17 protein-coding genes are annotated in these 19358 nt (G+C 42.1%); 9 read left to right on the forward strand and 8 right to left on the reverse strand.

What is annotated here, in order from left to right; all coding sequences use genetic code 11:
- Nucleotides 1–9 precede the first annotated feature (9 nt).
- The gene (locus I6J03_RS00415; protein ID WP_003007162.1) at nt 10–3195 is read right to left on the reverse strand and encodes a SusC/RagA family TonB-linked outer membrane protein; all 3186 of its coding nucleotides are present in this window, start codon (nt 3193–3195) and stop codon (nt 10–12) included.
- 611 nt (nt 3196–3806) lie between these two features.
- Between I6J03_RS00415 and I6J03_RS00420 the strand changes: the two genes are divergently transcribed.
- From I6J03_RS00420 to I6J03_RS00435, 4 genes are read left to right on the forward strand one after another with little or no spacing between them, the layout of a single operon-like run.
- Nucleotides 3807–5315 (forward strand): PQQ-dependent sugar dehydrogenase, encoded by a 1509-nt coding sequence (locus I6J03_RS00420; protein WP_201694055.1) that lies wholly within the window; start codon nt 3807–3809, stop codon nt 5313–5315.
- Complete coding sequence (locus tag I6J03_RS00425; protein ID WP_201694063.1) at nt 5315–6547, forward strand: Nramp family divalent metal transporter; 1233 nt, start codon at nt 5315–5317, stop codon at nt 6545–6547. Before I6J03_RS00420 ends, I6J03_RS00425 begins: the two co-directional genes overlap by 1 nt.
- 5 nt (nt 6548–6552) lie before the next feature.
- Nucleotides 6553–7572, forward strand: a complete 1020-nt coding sequence (locus tag I6J03_RS00430; RefSeq protein WP_003007179.1) for an NAD-dependent epimerase/dehydratase family protein — start codon at nt 6553–6555, stop codon at nt 7570–7572.
- Nucleotides 7572–8630 (forward strand): dihydrodipicolinate synthase family protein, encoded by a 1059-nt coding sequence (locus tag I6J03_RS00435; protein ID WP_003007181.1) that lies wholly within the window; start codon nt 7572–7574, stop codon nt 8628–8630. The genes I6J03_RS00430 and I6J03_RS00435 overlap by 1 nt, the downstream gene beginning before the upstream one ends.
- A 108-nt stretch (nt 8631–8738) precedes the next feature.
- Here I6J03_RS00435 and I6J03_RS00440 read toward each other — a convergent pair whose 3' ends face one another.
- Nucleotides 8739–9485, reverse strand: coding sequence for a DUF3667 domain-containing protein (locus I6J03_RS00440; RefSeq protein ID WP_039989944.1), 747 nt, complete (start codon nt 9483–9485; stop codon nt 8739–8741).
- Between the two features lie 502 nt (nt 9486–9987).
- On the opposite strand from I6J03_RS00440, the gene I6J03_RS00445 reads away from it, so the two are divergent.
- The 4 genes from I6J03_RS00445 (at nt 9988) to I6J03_RS00460 (ending at nt 12396) form a co-directional block, all read left to right on the forward strand.
- Nucleotides 9988–10365 (forward strand): helix-turn-helix domain-containing protein, encoded by a 378-nt coding sequence (locus I6J03_RS00445; protein WP_003007188.1) that lies wholly within the window; start codon nt 9988–9990, stop codon nt 10363–10365.
- Between the two features lie 86 nt (nt 10366–10451).
- Nucleotides 10452–11207 carry an SDR family oxidoreductase gene (locus tag I6J03_RS00450; protein WP_003007190.1) on the forward strand — a complete coding sequence of 252 codons (756 nt, stop codon included), beginning with the start codon at nt 10452–10454 and terminating at the stop codon, nt 11205–11207.
- 169 nt (nt 11208–11376) lie between these two features.
- Entirely contained in the window at nt 11377–11808 is a 432-nt protein-coding gene (locus I6J03_RS00455; protein ID WP_003007193.1) for a DoxX family protein, read from the forward strand.
- 69 nt (nt 11809–11877) lie between these two features.
- Nucleotides 11878–12396 carry a DinB family protein gene (locus tag I6J03_RS00460; protein ID WP_003007195.1) on the forward strand — a complete coding sequence of 173 codons (519 nt, stop codon included), beginning with the start codon at nt 11878–11880 and terminating at the stop codon, nt 12394–12396.
- 74 nt (nt 12397–12470) lie between these two features.
- Here the strand turns inward: I6J03_RS00460 and I6J03_RS00465 are convergent, their stop codons facing one another.
- From I6J03_RS00465 to I6J03_RS00475, 3 genes are all read right to left on the reverse strand, one after another.
- Complete coding sequence (locus I6J03_RS00465; protein ID WP_003007197.1) at nt 12471–12974, reverse strand: hypothetical protein; 504 nt, start codon at nt 12972–12974, stop codon at nt 12471–12473.
- Nucleotides 12975–13105: 131 nt separating this feature from the next.
- Nucleotides 13106–13855 (reverse strand): DeoR/GlpR family DNA-binding transcription regulator, encoded by a 750-nt coding sequence (locus tag I6J03_RS00470; protein WP_003007198.1) that lies wholly within the window; start codon nt 13853–13855, stop codon nt 13106–13108.
- 32 nt (nt 13856–13887) lie between these two features.
- Nucleotides 13888–14277 (reverse strand): VOC family protein, encoded by a 390-nt coding sequence (locus I6J03_RS00475; protein WP_003007200.1) that lies wholly within the window; start codon nt 14275–14277, stop codon nt 13888–13890.
- 100 nt (nt 14278–14377) lie between these two features.
- Between I6J03_RS00475 and I6J03_RS00480 the strand changes: the two genes are divergently transcribed.
- The gene (locus tag I6J03_RS00480; protein WP_198137110.1) at nt 14378–15553 is read left to right on the forward strand and encodes an MFS transporter; all 1176 of its coding nucleotides are present in this window, start codon (nt 14378–14380) and stop codon (nt 15551–15553) included.
- A 30-nt stretch (nt 15554–15583) separates the two neighbouring features.
- Here I6J03_RS00480 and I6J03_RS00485 read toward each other — a convergent pair whose 3' ends face one another.
- The 3 genes from I6J03_RS00485 to I6J03_RS00495 all read right to left on the reverse strand — a co-directional run bounded on the left by I6J03_RS00485 (nt 15584) and on the right by I6J03_RS00495 (nt 19349).
- Nucleotides 15584–17548: a tetratricopeptide repeat-containing sensor histidine kinase gene (locus tag I6J03_RS00485; RefSeq protein WP_003007204.1), complete on the reverse strand. Its 1965-nt coding sequence runs from the start codon at nt 17546–17548 to the stop codon at nt 15584–15586.
- Nucleotides 17549–17712: 164 nt separating this feature from the next.
- Nucleotides 17713–18711, reverse strand: coding sequence for a Gfo/Idh/MocA family protein (locus I6J03_RS00490; RefSeq protein WP_201694065.1), 999 nt, complete (start codon nt 18709–18711; stop codon nt 17713–17715).
- 62 nt (nt 18712–18773) lie between these two features.
- Nucleotides 18774–19349, reverse strand: coding sequence for a hypothetical protein (locus I6J03_RS00495; RefSeq protein ID WP_003007216.1), 576 nt, complete (start codon nt 19347–19349; stop codon nt 18774–18776).
- Nucleotides 19350–19358: the final 9 nt, after the last annotated feature.

A 19358-nucleotide genomic window follows, 5' to 3' on the forward strand; every position in this document is an offset into this window, starting at 1 on the left:
ATAAATCTCTTATAGTTCCACATTCAGTCCTAATACAAAAGTTTTGGTAATGGGATATGCATCGTTTGCATACGAACTTTTCTCCGGATCCAATCCTTTGAAACTCGTAATTACAGCCAGATTATCAGCGGATCCGTATACTCTTAGTTTATTGACTCCCAGACGCTTTACTATCCCGTTACTAAAGGTATACCCCAGCTGTATATTCTTGACACGCAGATAAGACAGATCCTGTAACCAATGCGTACTCAGGTAATTGCTGGTACTTGTAGAACCCAATGTGCTGGGCAACAATCTCGGATAGTCAGCATCTCTGTTATCCAGGTTCCAGGTATTGTTCCACTGATCCTCGGTGATAGCCTGATTAGTGGTACCGATAAACGGACTATTAATTCTGTTCATCCAAAACTCTTTACGTCCGGTCGCTCCCTGAAGCAGGAATGCAAAATCAAATCCTTTCCAGCTTGCACTTCCTCTCAACGCATAGTTGGTACTTGGTCTTCCTAATTGCGATTTAGGGTAAGCTACACGGTCATTGATATCGATCTTACCATCTCCGTTTACATCTTTGATCAGCACATCTCCCGGAGAAGCACCCTGAGGAGCAGCTTTATAGACATCTTCCCAGGTCTGCGCAATACCCAGAGACTCAAAGGCATAAACAAAATTATAAGGCATATCCAGGAAAGTAGAGCCTTTAGGCAATTGTTCATTCCAGGAAAGCAGGCGGTTTGAGTTTTTAGAAAAATTAAAATTGACCATGTACTGGAAGTCTTGCTTACGATCTGTCCATGTCAGATTGGATTCTACACCCCTGTTGCGCATATCTCCTATATTTCTTCTCGGAGCGATGTATGCACCACTCAGGTGGATAGAAACATCCGAAGGGCGGTTCATTCCTTTAGTCAGACGATCGTAGTAATCTACTTCCCAGGATAGTCTGTTGTTGAAGAAAACAAGGTCCATCCCCAGATTCAACACGTTTGTACGTTCCCAGGTCAGGTTATAGTTGATAAATTTCTTATTCGTAAGACCGATAACAGGCACTCCACCAGAAATATAATTACTTGCTGTCAGCAATTCCTGTTGTTCATATCTGCCCACACCACTGTTGTTACCCAATGCACCATACGAAGCACGTAGCTTACCTGTGCTCAGCGCAATTTTAGATTTCAGATCCGAGAAGAAACTTTCTTCCGTAAAACGCCATCCTGCAGATGCGGAAGGGAAAAATCCATACTGATCTCCTTTGAGGAATTTAGAGGATCCGTCTACACGGAAATTAGTTTCCAACAGATATTTGTTGAAGGCAATATAGCCTATACGACCTATATAGGAGCGCAGACCTTCATTGTCAGAAGAACCTCCTGTAGTCTGCACATTATTCAATGCGCCATCAATTTCATGCAACAGCGGATTCAGACGATCCCCTCTGCTGGCAGAGAGATAGCGGTCACTCCAGAATTCCTCACTGTAAGCCCCCATAATAGAAAGATCATGATCACCGAATTTGCGCTCATAGTTTAATCTTCCTGTTAATTGGGTTTTATAACCTTCTCTGTCTACATTATAAATAGGTTCATTATTTCCCACATAGATTCGTGGTCCCCAGTCGTCTAACTGAAAATTATATGCCCGTGTAGGCAGATCCGCACGCCAGTCAAATCTGTTGTTATATTTTAAAGAATAATCTACATGGGCCGTAAATCCCTGAAAAGGTTTCCAGTCCAGGTATCCATTCAGATAAGCTTCTTTCTGATTCATGGTATTCCTGTTGCGAACCAGATAATCCGCATAAGGATTGGTAGACTGGGAACTTTCATTGTAGGCCATAGCACCGCCATAATAGCCGGTCACAGGATCAAAAGGAAGAATACCGGCAGGTGCGGTAAAGATATCCAGACCATTCGGACTATTTGCGGTCATCCCCTCTTCGTAGTTGTAATGATATTTGGACCAGTTACCTGAAAATTTAACACCGGTATTAATAGTATTGGTCACTTTCAGATCAAAGTTGAATGCGGCGTTATAGCGTTTGAAATCATTCTCGATCTGAATACCTTTTTCATCAAGAGCCCCGAAAGAGACATAGTAGTTTGAATTTTCACCTCCGCCGTTTACTGATACATTATAGGTATTGGATTTTCCGTCGCGAAGGATCACATCCCACCAGTCGGTATTCGGATAGCGCTTAGGATCGATCATACTCAATGCAAGCCATTGATCTATAGTTCCGTTTTTGAACTGAAAGTTGCCCGGCAAAGTCGTGGCAGCCTGCGCACGCTGCGTGGCTGTCAATGCCTTTGCGTAATTACTCAAAAACTCAAAACTCTGTGTTGGTTTCACCAGGGTCCAGCTTCCTGAAGCGCTTATTTTAGGTTTAGCATTTCGATTTCCGGTCTTTGTTGTAATCAGAATAACCCCGTTTGCTGCCCGGGAACCATACACAGAGGCTGAAGCAGCATCTTTCAATACGGATACACTTTCCACGTCATTGATATTAATCCGGTTGAGACTGACATCCGGCATTCCGTCTACGACGATCAATGGTCCGGCATTATTGACTGTTCCCAACCCGCGAATCATCAGATCTGCGGCATTATTCCCTGCCATTCCTGAGTTTTGGCTTACGGCCAATCCGGGAAGTAGTCCTTGTAAAGCAGAAGAAACATTAGACATCGATCTGCTGGTTACGGCTTCATCGATCTTCACCGAAGCCACAGAACCGGTCAGGTTGACTTTCTTCTGTGTTCCGTATCCGACAACGACAACTTCATCAAGTTCTTCCAGTGAAGTCTGCAGTGTCACGGATGCCGCATCTTTGGCGTCCTTTACTTGTGACAGAAAACCGATAAGTCTGAACTGTAACTTGTCAGATGGTGCTGCAACGATGTTGAAACTACCATCTGCCTGTGTCAGTGCAACTACATTACTGGTCAGATTTCTTACTTCTACACTCCCCAGTCCGTTTCCATTGCCATCTACTACCCTCCCTTTGACTGTCGTCTGTTGAAAAGAAGTAGCATACACCTGTATACGACCGGTCATACCTCTAGCATGCGGATCTTTAACAGGATGTGTCCCCGTAGCAAAAGTAATAGAAGGGCTGAGTGCCAGAAGTTGAATAACTGGAATGATAAAAAGATGGTTTTTTGTTTTACCAAAAAGCCTGTTCCGGTTAATGTTTGTTTTCATTATTTATCATGGTTTATAATTGTAAACATTTTGAAAATTTACTGGACCCGTCATCCAGACTGATAAAAGCTGATCATTTTATCTTGACAATAAGGTAATTATCTAGTGATCATAGGCCTCCTTTCCATAGGTAATTCTCGGTTTATCCATTTTCAGGTAACGTTTTTACTTTTTCTCTTAAATGATCATGTCCTTATCTTGTAACCGGAGTTAAACAGACAGTAAGGAATGATATGAGATAAAAAAGTACTGTTAAATACTATCGGTTCTCCATAATTTAGGATATATGTCTATCCTTTCATAAACATTATTACAACAATAATGTATACAATTATATCAATAATTTGTAAACAACAAAAATTATTTATGCATTTTTTTCATTCCGGAATAATCAAACCCGGAGCCTATCTGCAGGAAGAAATCAAATCGCACATTTTTGTTTTGACCCACTAAAGCAATTGTAACATTACATTTAACATTGTAAACAAATAAAGTTTAAAATTGTATACAATATTATTTGATTTTCTCAGATTAATATTTACATTTGACTCAACAATTGAGGCTTTATCTTTTACCTGAAGATAGATGCCTGTAAACCTGAAATTTGACACATGCTTAGATTTAACACCTTTATTATACTTGCTGTTATTGTGTTTATGGCATCCTGTGGACCTAAAAAACTACCTGAAAATGCTGAATTTGTGCAATTGCAGCAGACAGTACTGTCCCTGACACCGGAAGCAGACAGCCTGGATGTTCCCTGGGATTTACAATATGATCAGGCAGCTCATGCGATTATATTTTCGGAAATAGCCGGAGAAATCAAAAAACTGGATCTTAAAACATCAAAAGTTGAAAACCTGATTACTATCCCGGAAGTATATCATCAACGTACACTGGGATTACTGGGTATGGCTTTATTTCAGGAAAAAGGATCACCTTCTTATCTGTATCTTTCTTACACGTCCAAATCCAACGACAGCATCTTTTCAAATCTGGTGCGCTATGATTACAGTACCACGAGCAAATTAAGTAATCCAAAGACACTGCTCAAAATCCCCGGAAATACTGGACATAATGGCTCCCGCATAATTGTTACGCATGATCAGAAAATAATCTGGGCTACCGGTGATGCAGCCAGCGATACGTATGCACAAGACAGCACCTCTCTCAACGGTAAAATCCTGCGACTCAATCCGGACGGGTCTATCCCGAAAAACAATCCGATCCCGGGCAGCTATGTGTATGCATGGGGATTCAGAAATATGCAGGGACTGACACAGTCTCCCACCGGAAATATCTATACATCAGAACACGGAGATGCCATTGAAGATGAAATAAACCTCATACGACCACTGCATAACTATGGCTGGCCACAAATAGAAGGTATGCACGATACGGAAACGGAAAAAGCTATTGCTACAAAATCTCCGCGTACGGAGCCTATCCGTTCATGGACACCGGTCATCGCTCCGGCAGGGCTGGCTTACTATGGTAACGATGCGATCCCGGAATGGAAAAATGCATTACTGTTAACAACCTTAAAAAGTCAATCGTTACGTATCCTGAAGCTCTCGGATGACGGCAGCCGGATTGTAGATGAAGATATATTGTTTTCAGATAAGCTGGGCAGACTAAGGTCGGTACTGGTGCTGCCGGATGGTGATATATACTTTTGCAGCAGCAACAGGGACTGGAATCCGCAAAAAGGATTTCCGAAACCTGCCGATGATGTGATCTATAAATTAAGTAAAACGGATGTTCGTCCCGAAAAAACGATCAAACCGACAAAGCCTGTTGCCCAGACGACCAAAAGTGGTCAGGAGTTGTATAAAGCCTATTGTGCTTCCTGCCACAAGGATGACGGCAGCGGAGTACCGTCCTCCTTCCCTCCTCTGAAACAATCGGCCCTTGTCAACGGAGCTCCTGAACCCCTGATCCATATCCTGTTAAAAGGATTGACGAACCAGAAGACAGGCAAAGTACAATATGAAGGCGCAATGCCTGCCTTCTCATTTCTCAGGGATGAGGAGATTGCATCGATTGCAACTTATATCCGCAGCAATTTTAACAACCAGGCAAGTGCCATCTCTGCTACCCAAGTAAAATCTAACCGATAATGTCAACACAACCTACAAACACTCCTAAAGCTAAAATAAACTTGCTTTCTGTACTCGGTCCCGGTATTATTACCGCAGCCCTGGTATTTGGCCCCAGTAAAATGACCATTACTTCCAAAATGGGGGCCGACTATGGCTACGACCTGCTATGGGTCATTATTCTCGCCATTTTCTTTATGATGGTATTCACCACAATGGCTGCAAGGATAGGTGCACAGCATAGTGACTCTCTGCTTACCCTGATAAAAAACAAATTCGGGAAGCCTGTAGCTATATTCATAGGCCTGGGAATATTCCTGGTCGCTATATCTTTTCAATCAGGCAATTCTACCGGAGTAGCGATATCAGTAGGTGAAGCTACAGGGTCCAATCCGAAGATCTGGATAGTGGTATTCAATGTTCTCGGGATACTGTTATTATTCTTTCGATCTTTTTATAAAGTGTTGGAAAAGCTCATGTTGGTATTGATTATTATCATGCTGTTTTCATTTCTTACCACTGCCATACTGGTACAGCCTAACCTGATTGACATGAGCAAAGGGATTATCCCAGGTATACCGGATGGCTCGATGGTACTCATTATTGCATTTATAGCGTCCTGTTTTTCACTTGTAGGAGCTTTTTACCAATCCTATTTGGTACAGGAACGTAAAAAAATGGGTGCTTCCAATCAGCAAAACGGGACGGAAATGTTGGGAAGCCGGGTCGGAATTATTATTCTCGGTATTATGAGTACAGGCGTACTGGTATGTGCGGCTAATATTCTGCATCCGCAAGGAATCAAAGTTAACTCAGCTACAGAAATGGGGAAAGCTCTGGAACCCTTATTCGGAGACTATGCTTCACAGCTTTTCTATATAGGCCTGTTCGGAGCTTCCTTTTCATCCCTGATCGGGAATGCCGTGCTGGGGGGTTCTCTGTTAGGCGATACTTTCGGATACGGCAACAATCTGAACAATAAAATGGTGAAATTATTTATCTCCATTGTTATGATTTTCGGATCTATAATCGCTCTGGCATTTGGCAAGCTTCCTCTGGAGCTCATTGTCTTTGCGCAGAGTATTACCACCTTACTCGTTCCGTTTATCGGTTTCACTTTATATCTGATAGGAAATGATAAAACGCTCATGAAGGAACGCGTCAACTCAACATCAACCAAAATATGGGGTGCTTTGGGCCTGATCCTGATCATAGGTCTGGCTGTAAGTAACCTGATCACTTTAATAAAATAAAGCATATGAACAGAGACTTAGTACAATTAGAAGAAGAGATCCTGGCTCCTTCTGCCGCACTTATTGCAGATATCAAACGTATAGAAGGTGATATTATGCTCCTCGGCATAGGAGGCAAAATGGGACCAAGCATGGGCAGACTTGCCGTGCGTGCCATTCGGGAAGCCGGATTATCAAAAAGAGTGATCGGGGTTTCCAGATTCTCGGATAACAAGGTCAAATCAGAATTAGAGGCTTATGGTATCGAAACGATATCCTGTGACCTGCTCAATCAGGAGGAGTTACAGCAACTCCCACAGGTACCTAATATTATTTACCTTGCCGGACACAAATTCGGCACAACAGGAAACGAAGATTTTACATGGGCGATGAATACCTATCTGCCGGGTATGGTAGCACAGCATTTCAGGAGCTCTAAAATTGTCGCCTTTTCTTCCGGAAATGTACTTCCCTTTGTCCCTGTCACATCCGGAGGCGTATCGGAAGAATCATCGCCGGAACCTATCGGAGAATATGCGCAATCCTGTCTGGGCCGGGAACGGATTTTTCAGTATTTCTCAAAAAAAAATCAGACAGATGTATTGATCTACAGACTCAACTATGCGGTAGACTTTCGCTACGGTGTACTGGTAGAGATTGCCAAAGCAGTACTTCAGGACAGACCTATTGATCTGCGGACAGAAAATGTAAACGTAATCTGGCAGGGAGATGCTAACGAGATCGCCTTGAGATCCTTACTGCATTGCGAGGCTCCGGCAAAAATGCTCAATGTAACCGGCCCGGAAACACTGTCCACACGTTGGGTTGCGGAGCGATTTGCAGCTATATTTGGTAAGACAGTACATTTTGAACACGAACCAGCCGGTACAGCTCTGCTCAATAATGCTTCCGAGTGTCATCGTCTGTTTGGTTATCCGAGAGTTACTATCCGCGAAGCAATCGATATCACAGCCAGATGGCTTACAGAAGGAGGCGAGCTCTTCAATAAGGATACCCATTTTCAGGAGAGAGGAGGAAAATTCTAATGAAAAAATTAGATCCCATTTTAAAACAGCTTTTACACGAAGGCACTGTCATTCCGGCTCATCCGCTGGCTCTGCATGAGGATCGCAGTATCGATGAAGAAGGTCAGCGTCTGTTATCCAGATACTATATGGCAAGTGGTGCCGGAGGTATCGCAGTAGCTGTACATTCGACTCAGTTTGAAATCCGCGATCCGAAGATAAATCTCTTCGAAACCGTACTTCAGTGGGCCGCGGAAGAAGTGCAGAAAGCAAACTTAGACCGTCCCTTTATTAAAGTAGCCGGTATCTGCGGACCTACAGAACAAGCCGTACGGGAAGCAGAAACTGCCGTACGATACAACTATGACATCGGACTACTGAGTATGGGCGGATTGCAGGACTGGACGGAAGAACAGATTCTGGAACGGGTACGCAAAGTCGCTGAGATCATGCCTGTATTCGGATTTTATCTCCAGCCATCCGTAGGCGGAAGAATATTTTCCTATGCATTCTGGCAGGCATTCGTAGAGATTGACAATGTAGAAGCCATTAAATGTGCTTCATTCAACCGCTATCAGACTTTAGATGTAATGCGGGCACTGGCCAATTCATCCCGAAGAAATGACATCGCAATGTATACCGGCAACGACGACAATATTATTGCCGATCTGCTATCTACTTACCGGTTTCCGGTAAATGGGGAATCTGTAGAAATAAACTTTAAAGGCGGTCTGCTCGGACACTGGGCTGTATGGACGCAGAAGGCTGTAGACCTGATGCAAAAAATAAAGGAATACCGTAAACACAAAACCAATGAGAAAGCAGACGATCTGCTATCCCGAAACATAGAAGTAACGGATGCTAATGCTGCATTTTTTGACCCTGCACACCACTTTCATGGATGTATCCCCGGCATTCATGAAGTATTGAGACGACAAGGCCTGATGAAAGGTATATGGTGTCTCAATCCAAATGAAAAACTGTCCCCCGGACAAAAAGAAGAAATTGACAGGATATATATAGAGTATCCGCATTTGAATGATGATGTATTTGTTCAGGAATTTTTAAAGAAAAATTAAATAAGAGAAGGTGACCTTTTGGTCACCTTCTCTTATTTAGTTCATGGCCTGATCCGGTTTACAATATCAAAAAAATCGGCTAAAATAAGTTTTAATCCTGAATAGCTTCTATTTGAACCTGCTGGCTATTCCCCATATTATACCAAATACCATAGAAAGGAATATATATGACACCGGAATCATTATACTTCTTATAATTCGTCCTCTCCTGGAATACCCTGATTCTGAAAAGAATTGATAATATATCCACACGGAATAAATCAACATGGATATACTGATAACGGTATAATACAAAAAGAACAGGACTGTTTTGTCGGTATAGAAAACGGTAAGGGTTGTAAACAGCAAACCAATAACTAACTCGGCTGCAGACTTATATGAATTCAACACCAAATGCTCGGAATAATTGAATTTAGCTTTACGAAACCATAAAAAGCTAAATAAAGAATATAATGGGATCGTGATTAGCGGAACCAGCTTAGGATATTTGGATAAAATCTTTTCAATGGGCCCCATTGCCTCGCGGCTCTGCTCAGGCATCAGATCACTCAATTTGATATCTGAATAATGTCCGATGATGCCCGACATCGCTATGATGATCAGTATAAGAGTCACAAAATTAAAATAACCCACCCGCTTACCTAATATATATTCTCTTATACTGTGCCCCGGACGGGTAAATAATTCCTTAATGGTAAACAAAATCCCCTTGTCTACGTGCCATACACCATGAACCAGGTCATGTTCAAAAAAATGTTTAAGAGAATACCGGTGCGTACTGCTTTTCTGCCCACAGGTCTTACAATAATTTCCGGTTATCTCGTCGTGGCAATTCAGGCAATTTTTTTCTGTCATTTGGTTTATAATTCTACTTGATTGATCTGGTTTTAATCTCGGCATTCAACACTTTCAATGCGTTAATCATTGGTATAAATGTTACAGGTAATACAACAGCAGGAATAAATAACTTAAGGGAAGAAATATTAATGTAGACGTAAAATGCCATCCCTATTATAAAAAACCATACGATTACAGCACTGATAAGAATTCCCTTAATAAGATTTCTCCTTTCCATCAATCTTTTTATGCTGAGGTCCCTGAGGTTTTTTAGTAGCATTTTATTGTTAGCAATAGTAGTTAAAATATGGTATGTTCGGTACGGTACTGGTAAATAGAGGTATTATTCCCGGTAAACTTATATAAGTAAACCAGACTGATCTATATTTCTATAAATTCCAATTAATTGAAATACTTTCCCCTATCCGCCCACAAAAATATAGTACTGATCTGAATTATACAATAAGGATTGATAGAATAACTATATTATTATTTCTCCTCATTATTAGTATACTTGTATATGAGTAAGATCAAAAATAGTCAGGAAAAGAGAAGCGTAGAGATAACTTCAAAATACTTTGATTTTTTAGATCATCATGTAGATGATGTCGTAAACGGACGTACTGACGAATTCATGGAACTCAATCAGATCGCAAGCGCACTGGCAGTATCACATACGCACCTCACAGATACAATTCAGAAGGAAAAAGGAAATCATCCCTGCCATTTCTATGATGAAAAGATCATCGAAAAAGCAAAAGCATTATTAACGGAGACGAGCCTTCCGGTCGCACATATAGCGATGAGACTTACATACGATCCTTCTAATTTTTCCAAGTTCTTCAAAAAATGGACAGGTATGACCCCGGGAAATTTTCGTAATTCCGGCACAAAGTAAGTATCCTGCCAAAACTTCCGAAAAGTTCACCATATCACTCTGATTTTCATTACAGAACTTTGCCATACAAACAAATTAAAAATCTTATGGCAAGAAATGATTTAAAAGGAAAAGTAGTATTAATAGCTGGCGGAGGTAAAAACCTCGGCGGACTGTTGAGCCGGAATTTTGCAAGTCAGGGAGCAAAAATAGCCATCCACTTTAATAGCGAGAGCACAAAAGCCGAAGCCGAAAAAACGTTGGCGGAGATTCAACATGCCGGAGGAGAAGCGTTTCTGTTTCAGGCAGATCTGACTCATGTAGAAAATATCAAAAAACTTTTCAACGAAACCATATCAAAATTCGGGGGTATTGATATCGCTGTCAACACCATTGGAATGGTCCTCAAAAAACCATTTCTGGAAACAACTGAGGAAGAATACGACACCATGTTTGATATCAACTCCAAAATCGCTTATTTCTTTATACAGGAAGCCGGTAAAACATTAAACAACAATGGCAAGATATGTACAATAGTTACTTCCCTTCTGGCAGCCTATACAGGATTATATTCCACATATGCCGGAGCTAAAGCACCTGTTGAGCATTTTACAAGAATGGCTTCCAAGGAATTTGGGGAACGGGGTATTTCTGTTACGGCGGTGGGCCCCGGTCCGATGGACACGCCTTTCTTCTACGGTCAGGAATCAGCAGATGCTGTCGCCTATCACAAATCTGCCTCTGCACTTGGCGGACTGACAGATATCAACGATATCGCGCCATTGATCCGGTTTCTGGTTACAGAAGGCTGGTGGATCACCGGGCAGACCATTTTTGCAAATGGGGGTTATACTACACGTTAAATACAAAAGAGTCCATAGACAGCCTAACAAGGCTGCCTATGGTTTGTTATTACACAGCACTAGCTATATTCTAACCTTACGGACTACGGAATTTCAAAAAAGGGTTATATTTTACTAAACTTTATCCATCGTTGGCTGTTTCTAATCTTACATATCAATTACCCTGACCATGAGAAACAGAAAGATATCAACGATTCAACATATTGCCCGTATTGCATTGGGATTATTTCTTCTATTTGCGGGTATCGGTCATCTGAGTTTTGCCCGTTTGGAATTTCGTGCACAAGTACCGCCATGGGTTCCGATGGATGTAGATCTGGTTGTCATCCTGTCCGGTATTGCAGAGATCGGGCTTGCCTTACTGATCCTTATCTGGGGACATCGTAAAAACTGGATCCCCTGGTTTGTAGCACTGTTCTTTATTGCTGTTTTTCCGGGCAACATAGCACAATACACAGAACAGAGGGACGCTTTCGGATTAAATACCGACGGACTCCGGCTGTTTCGGCTATTTATGCAGCCTGTACTTATTATCTGGGCACTATGGAGTATGGATGCTTTTCACAAAAGAAAACACAGTTTGCGAAGACAATACAAATAAGAAAACCGGTAGTTAGAAAGCCCTCATATACAAAAAATAATTACTAACTTATGGTATTTACAGATAAATATGAAAAAGGCAACAGAACCTGAAGTGTGGATGCGGGGGCCGATTGCCGGCGTACCAGGGTTATTGCAGCCTGTCGCGCACGCCCTTTTACAGGCGCAGGAAGATATTACTGATGCTGTAAAAGGCATAGATGAACAGAGCCTCTGGCAACGTCCTTCCGGAGTTGCGTCTATAGGATTTCACTTACAGCATATGATCGGAGTTATAGACCGTATGTTTACCTATGCACAGGATCGTCCGCTTTCTGAGCAGCAATTGAGCTATCTGGCAAAGGAGGGCCTGGTAGATCCCACAGTGACTGTAGAAAGTCTCCTGCTCCAACTGGAAATACAACTGCAATCCGCTATCTCCCAATTGTGCAGTACGGATACTGATCAGCTGACTGCTATCCGCTATCTGGGTCGTAAGCGTATACCGACGACTTTAACGGGCTTGCTTTTCCATGCAGCAGAGCATACACAGCGTCATACGGGACAATTACTCGTAACGGCAAGAGTACTGATATGTCCCCCTTTTTAGCTCACTTCAAAAAGAGCTGTATGTGCAGAAGAAATACGTTTTCTCTGCACATACAGTAATTTTAAATGCAGTAATCAGGATTGTTTATTGAACCTGACTTCTCCCTGATATTGTTTATCAACAAGTACCAACAGTACAGGATGTACTGTAAATGACTGTTTACCTTCTTCTTTGACTATATAATCCAGCACAAGATGATCACCGACCTGCTTCAGTGAGGAAGCCGATATGGTAGTCGCTGTATCTGTGACCGTACCGATCACTGCTAAGACATATACTTTAGCAAAGTCGATAGAGGTAGGCGTTCCATCCTCTCCCATCACAGCTGCCATACCAAAAATACGATCAAATTCTTCCTGCGAAGTAATTTTTAACTCTTCGGTTTTGCTGTTATTATAGGTGTTTTTGACAAAGTATCGTTCAGCTTCTGTAAACGGAATGTCAGGTATCTTTTCAGAAAGCACATTTTCGCTGGTATCAGATGTATTTGTACTGTTGTTGTTCTGATTTGTATTAGACTGACATGATACCGCAAGAAGACCTGCCGAAAGTGTAAATAAAAAGATTCTTTTAATCATAACTGTTTCTCATTAGAAGGTAAACATCCTGTAGCATCTGCTACATTTTGTATCTAAAATAAGAATAAAAAACCGGAAAGACCAACGTTCATCTTTGAAGAACATTTGTTGCAAAGATAATTTCGGATATCTTAAACCAACTGAATTCCCGACCCGCGAAAATCATCCAGCCGCTTATCATCACTTGCTGCTTCCGTTATCAAGGTATCTACATCCGACACATCGCATACTTTAAACGGATACGTACTGTTCAGTTTATCCGTATGGCTCACCACGATCTGTTGCAAGGAAGACTTTAACATAGCTTGTTTTAGATCTCGTTCTTCTTTAGTGCCGGCAGTAATACCGTACTGATATTGAATAGCACAGGCCCCCATCAGATACAGATCGGCCACATATGTACGTACTTCTTCACAGGTTTGTAAACCGATGTTTACCTGCGCCTCCCGGTTGTAAATTCCTCCCAAAACAATAATTTCTATCCCTTTGTATACGGATAGCAGAGGAATCAAAGCCTGATTATTGGTAATAACTCTGAAATTTGAATGAGCAGGCAAATGAGCTGCAATCTCGCAAATAGTCGTACCTCCGTCCATAAATATCGTCTGTCCGGCTTTGATAAATGGTTGCGTTTTCAAGGCAATGATCTCCTTTTCTGTAGTGAAATAAGAGCTGCGGTCCTGAAAATTAAGCGGATTTTTGGCCGGCAGTATAGCCCCGCCCCTTACTTTTACAAGCAGTCCCCGGTCTGACAGGGTATCTATATCTCTTCTGATCGTATCTTCTGAAACAGAAAGATCAGCTGAAAGCGGAGTATATCCCACTTTTCCAGAATCCCTCAGAACAGTCAGAATATGATCAAAACGTTCTTCCTTTAACATGACTTAAAAATTTAATGATTATACATCCAACCTTAAGCAGCAATAAGCTCCAGATGATTACCCTCGGGATCAAACACTACACTCTCATAATACCCGTCTCCGGTAATCCGGGGTTCACTGTAGATCGTATATCCGTCCCTGCGCAATCTTTCTGTCATGCTATCCACATCCTCCTTACTTCCTACAGTAATCGCAAAATGCGTAAGCCCTTCCATAATCCCCCGGCATGTAGCAGGAAAGATATCCGGCCTGTTCATCAGTTCCAGACGGGTACCCCCTTCAGAAAATTGCAGGAAATAAGCCATATACTGTTTTTTCTCATTTATATATTTCTCCTCCGCCACAGCAGCAAAATATTTTATATAGAAGTTTTTCATTCTTTCCAGATCTGCTACCCATATGGCCAAATGTTCTATTTTCATTGCAAATACCAATTTTATTTTTCGACAACGCTTTAATTATTTTGCAATTTTATGAAAATTTGCATTTATTTGCAATAATAAGATTATCATAATGATGGAAATGAAACTCAAAACAACAAGGGCCACTACTGCAACCAAAGCTATATTTCTGGTTTGCGGATTAGCCATTTCCAGTTGGGCGCCTATGGTTCCTTATGCCAAGGACAGATTAGGAATTAATGATGCTGATCTTGGAATCCTGCTTTTGCTTTTGGGTGCCGGAGCTATCGCTATGATGCCCGTCAGTGGAATTCTTTCACACAAATACGGTACACGCCGGGTTATACTGGTGGCAGCACTGGCCACGGCTTTTATCCTGCCTTTACTGCTGATTATCAGCTCGCCAATATGGATGGGTGTTTCCTTATTCCTTTTCGGAGGAGCGCTCGGTACTGTAGATGTTGCCATGAACGCACACGGGGTACAGGTACAGAATAGTGCTGAAAAACCAATTATGTCTTCCCTTCACGGACTTTTCAGTGTTGGCGGATTATTGGGATCATTGGGCTTAGGTTTTCTGATTAAGATGGGACTTCCCCCTATCACCGCCATTGTCGCTATCTGTATTTTACTCATCTGTATTGTCTCCTGGAATTTCAGGTTTTTGTTTGATATGCACACAGAGAAGGAATTGATTGCAAAATTTGCGGCTGCACCGGACGAAAAGAAAAAGACGGGTGTATCCTGGCTACAGGCAAGTATACTGTTTTTGGGGCTGATGTGCTTTATCACTTTTCTTTCTGAAGGGGCAATGTTAGACTGGAGTGCAATATTCCTTCGGGAAAATAAAGGTGTAGCACCGGAGCTTGCCGGTGTTGGCTATGCCGCATTCTCTGTAGCCATGGCAACCATGCGCCTGTTAGGTGACCGTATTATTTCCCGATTAGACGGGAAGACAGTTGTAGTAGGCGGATCAGTCATCGCTGCTGCAGGTATCTTTATTGCTGTAGCTGCTTCCTGGCTACCGCTTACGCTGTTCGGATTTATACTTTTGGGAATCGGTGCTGCGAATATTGTTCCTGTATTCTTTAGCGAAGGCGGACGCATCCGGAATGTTCCGGCCACTATCGCAATACCGGTTATCAGTACCATGGGATATGCAGGTCAGCTGGCTGGTCCGGCAATGCTAGGTTATATATCCTTCCGTTTTTCGATAGATACGGCATTTTTGCTGATTGCCTTCCTGATGCTTATCGTAGCTCTGACATACGGATTGCGAAAGCCGTCTAAAATCTGACGAATCCATATATCGAAGTAAGCCTTCTGCTTATCTAATATCAGAAAGAGGTATGTGGATATAAAATATACTTCCGAACCCTTCCTGACTACTGACAGAAATGGACCAGCCCATTCGGGCAGCAAAGTCATCACATAACAAGAGACCAAGGCCGGTACCTTTTTCTTCCCAGGTGCCGGGATGGCTTTTTTTCGTCGAGATACTCTTCAGACTTAGCAGTTGCTCTTCGCTCATCCCTACGCCTTCATCTTTCACATAGATCTGTAGCTCAGTATCCGACTGCTCTGCGCCTATTGTAATAGGACGGCCTGTAAAACTAAATTTAATGGCATTGCTGATCAGATTACGGATAATGAACTCAAAGCGTTTTCTATCTCCCTGCACAACCAATGTATCCGATACATCATTGATTAGCGCTAAACTCTTCATTGTAATTCTTTCCTGAAACAGCAATTGACTGGACTGCACGATTTCGCGGACTTCAATAGGTACTAACCGCAACTCCTCGCTGGACATTTGTCCCGCAGACCAGACTAACAATTCATCCAGCATCGTAGAGGCAATATTGACTTCAAGGCCAATCTTGAGCAACGAACTTCGGATATCTTCCGGCGGAATCTCGGCTATCTTGGAAAAAGATAATAAAGATTGAAAAGTACTGATCGGTGCACGCAGATCATGCGAAACCACCGAAAATATACGCGACCGGAACCGCTCTGCTTCCATCAGGGATCGATGCTGCTCCTTTATCATCTCCGTTTGTTGCCGTATTTCTTCATTAGCCTCCAGCAGTCTTTCCCGCTCTTCATTTAACAAATGATTTTTCTTGCGTATCAGTACAAACAGCATTGCCAGTATCAGCACAATAGCTCCTGTAGCCACCCATAATATCTTGATCCGGTTAGCTTCCTGCTCTATACTGCGGTTTTCCAGTAACAGATTTTTATTCTCCAGATCCTTTTTCTCACTTTCATATTTTTCACGCAGTTCTTCTCTTACTTTGAGTCGTTGCAGCCCGGCCTCTTCCTCACTCACCCGCAGCAGACTATCCTTGTCCGTTAATAAGACGGAAGTATCTTTTTCTTTTACAGCTTTTGCTATTTTCTCAAAATCGGTACTGAATTCATCATTCAGATAATCCAATCCACTTTCACGGATCAGTTTTTTGATCCGGGCAACCTCCTGTGTAGCCTCCTCAAACAAACCCTGTTTTACCAGAATATTAGCACGGTTAATACGTGCATACGAACCGGCCAGCTTATCCTTTGTCTTATCAGTAAGGGCTACAGCAAGATCCGTATATTTCTTACTGAGTTCCAGTTTGTCGTCTTTCAGATAGACATAGCTCAATAAGATATACGTATTTGAAAGATCCTGATCCGGCACATTCTTTTTTGCAAACTGTATTGTTTTCAGCAGATACTGCACCGCCTGTTTGATGGCATCAGGCTTTCCGTTATCCAGTGCATCCTGACTGTATATATTTGAAATATTGTTATACAGATTGCCGATAGACTGATTGTCCCGGATCTGTTCGGCGAGCGTCAGACTCTCCTGATAGTAGCGTAAAGCTTGCTTGGTGTCTCCGCTTTTATTAAACACATTTCCGATGTTCATAAAAGCACGCACCATACCCTTTTTGTCACCTTTCGCTTCCCGGAGTTTTAATACCTTAAAATGAGTTTCAATACTCTTATCATACTCATTCAGTTTCAGATAAATAACACCGCTAAGGTTCAGAAAGTCCAGATCCAGGTCTTTTAACTTTCGCTCTTTTGTCAGCTGCATGCCCTTATTTGCCCATTCCTGAGCACGATTAGCATCCTGCAGATACGTTGTAGAAGCCAGCTTGTAATAATAAACGGCTTTTAAAGAATCGGAAGGTTCTTTATCAATCTTAGCCAATAGGCTGTCAGCTGCGGTTTGTTGTGCGAGCAATGGGTAAGGAACTACCAACAGAATAAACCATAACAAAAAGTAAAACACAAGTTTCATGAAGAATGAATTGGACGAATAACAGACGTCGTTTTTTATAGGTACTAGGTAACAATGTGATACAAATTTAAAAATACGATTGAAAAAAAAGAAATTTCAATAAAAGGTATACAACAACATCGGTAAAGAAGAGGATTATTCTGCTGCTCAATAGCCAAAATATTTTATTTTAAGACAGATAGAGATTCATCTCCAGTAAAACTATCCATTACCTGCATGACTGCCAGACCTTCAGCGGCACTGCAGGGATTCGTGTCTCTACCACCAAAATAATTTACCACCTCTTCGATCATAGGTTGCTGTACATGAGGTAAAGGCTCAAATTTAAACTCTTGCTCCCCATCGTTATTGGATAACCGTATAATACGCTGATCAAAAAACGAAAAGGATAGGCGCCCTTCTGAACCTATGATTTCGCATTCGTCCCGCTCTTCATATGTACTAAATGCCCATGTCCCCTGAAACACGACATCACTTTCAAATAAGATCTGTCCTGATACAATATCATGGGCCGGATATACTTTGGCCTGATTGTGAGAGATACCGCTGCTTGCTGTTACTTTACCGAAAAAATAATACATCAGATCGATCTGATGCGGTGCAATATCATGAAACAACCCCCCTCCGGATTGTTGCGGATCTATACGCCACTGCATCTTGGGCTGTTGCAACTGTTCTGCAGTCAGTGTCTTCTGAAAATAACGAACAGAAGCCAGTCTTGCGGTGCCGATAGCCCCATTATTTAGCAGCTCTTTTATTTTTCTGAAATAAGGCTGAGCCCTGCGGTAATGAGCAATCACCAGTTTGCGTCCGTATAACTGCTGAGCCTGTACCAGTTTTTCTGCTTCCGCACTGTTTAATGCCATAGGTTTTTCAACATACACATCCTTGCCGGCTTCCATAGCTGCTATCGCATACGCCACATGTGAATCCGGAGGAGTAGCGATATATACAGCATTCACATCCTTGTCCCCGATCAATGCCCGTCCATCCGTGTACCATCTTTGCACGCCATGTCTTTCGGCATAATCCTTAACTTTTTCTTCATTTCTGCGCATAACAGCGATCAGATCCGAATTTGCAACTTTCTTAAAGGCAGGTCCGCTCTTCACCTCCGTGACATCCCCCGCTCCGATCATACCCCAGTTGATCTGTATTGCCATGTACTTTATTTTTTAAATGAATTTCAGCAGATGATATCTAAATTCTTTTGCGACCCGACAGCTTACCAGTTGGGCGCCGTAAAAGTATCCTTCACCGGCACAAATATATAGTATGCCTTATAATAATCCGTATAATACTTATCCCTGATCTTCCCACCTCCATCTATAGTAGAGGAGACCTGTATCAATGTATCCTTTTTTACCGTAAAATAGGTATAATTAAACCGGGCCAAAGGGGTATTCATACGCTGTACTACTAACCTGTCCCCTTCTGTTCTGTAATAACTCTGAAAAAGCGTACGGCTTTTTTTTGCGATCTGATCCGCAATACTGTTATTAAATGCAGCTGCATAGGCACCTTTACGGGATATAGTATCTTCCGGATCCAGCACCATATTCACCTGACCTGCGGGATAAAATTTATAAATTTCTCTTTCCTTCGCTGTCACTGTTCTTTTAGTGTCACGCTGACTGGTCCATATTTCCTGCAGGACATACACTCCGTCTGTACGCAACATAGAGGTGTCGCTCAACCCAAAGTCCGGCTGGTAAAAAGAATAGTCTTTATTTTGATAAAATTTATACGAATTACAGGCCACAAACGCTGCACAGATAGATGCTACAACTATTGCAGTCATACTTTTCCG

Origin of the sequence: Sphingobacterium spiritivorum (assembly GCF_016724845.1) — a bacterium.
In the GTDB taxonomy this organism is placed as follows: Bacteria; Bacteroidota; Bacteroidia; order Sphingobacteriales; family Sphingobacteriaceae; genus Sphingobacterium; species Sphingobacterium spiritivorum_A.

Excerpts from the sequence above, each read along its gene's own strand:
- I6J03_RS00415 (WP_003007162.1), bottom strand. The coding sequence starts at position 3,195 with ATGAAAACAAACATTAACCGGAACAGGCTTTTTGGTAAAACAAAAAAC.
- I6J03_RS00420 (WP_201694055.1), top strand. The coding sequence starts at position 3,807 with ATGCTTAGATTTAACACCTTTATTATACTTGCTGTTATTGTGTTTATG.
- I6J03_RS00425 (WP_201694063.1), top strand. The coding sequence starts at position 5,315 with ATGTCAACACAACCTACAAACACTCCTAAAGCTAAAATAAACTTGCTT.
- I6J03_RS00430 (WP_003007179.1), top strand. The coding sequence starts at position 6,553 with ATGAACAGAGACTTAGTACAATTAGAAGAAGAGATCCTGGCTCCTTCT.
- I6J03_RS00435 (WP_003007181.1), top strand. The coding sequence starts at position 7,572 with ATGAAAAAATTAGATCCCATTTTAAAACAGCTTTTACACGAAGGCACT.
- I6J03_RS00440 (WP_039989944.1), bottom strand. The coding sequence starts at position 9,485 with ATGACAGAAAAAAATTGCCTGAATTGCCACGACGAGATAACCGGAAAT.
- I6J03_RS00445 (WP_003007188.1), top strand. The coding sequence starts at position 9,988 with ATGAGTAAGATCAAAAATAGTCAGGAAAAGAGAAGCGTAGAGATAACT.
- I6J03_RS00450 (WP_003007190.1), top strand. The coding sequence starts at position 10,452 with ATGGCAAGAAATGATTTAAAAGGAAAAGTAGTATTAATAGCTGGCGGA.
- I6J03_RS00455 (WP_003007193.1), top strand. The coding sequence starts at position 11,377 with ATGAGAAACAGAAAGATATCAACGATTCAACATATTGCCCGTATTGCA.
- I6J03_RS00460 (WP_003007195.1), top strand. The coding sequence starts at position 11,878 with ATGAAAAAGGCAACAGAACCTGAAGTGTGGATGCGGGGGCCGATTGCC.
- I6J03_RS00465 (WP_003007197.1), bottom strand. The coding sequence starts at position 12,974 with ATGATTAAAAGAATCTTTTTATTTACACTTTCGGCAGGTCTTCTTGCG.
- I6J03_RS00470 (WP_003007198.1), bottom strand. The coding sequence starts at position 13,855 with ATGTTAAAGGAAGAACGTTTTGATCATATTCTGACTGTTCTGAGGGAT.
- I6J03_RS00475 (WP_003007200.1), bottom strand. The coding sequence starts at position 14,277 with ATGAAAATAGAACATTTGGCCATATGGGTAGCAGATCTGGAAAGAATG.
- I6J03_RS00480 (WP_198137110.1), top strand. The coding sequence starts at position 14,378 with ATGAAACTCAAAACAACAAGGGCCACTACTGCAACCAAAGCTATATTT.
- I6J03_RS00485 (WP_003007204.1), bottom strand. The coding sequence starts at position 17,548 with ATGAAACTTGTGTTTTACTTTTTGTTATGGTTTATTCTGTTGGTAGTT.
- I6J03_RS00490 (WP_201694065.1), bottom strand. The coding sequence starts at position 18,711 with ATGGCAATACAGATCAACTGGGGTATGATCGGAGCGGGGGATGTCACG.
- I6J03_RS00495 (WP_003007216.1), bottom strand. The coding sequence starts at position 19,349 with ATGACTGCAATAGTTGTAGCATCTATCTGTGCAGCGTTTGTGGCCTGT.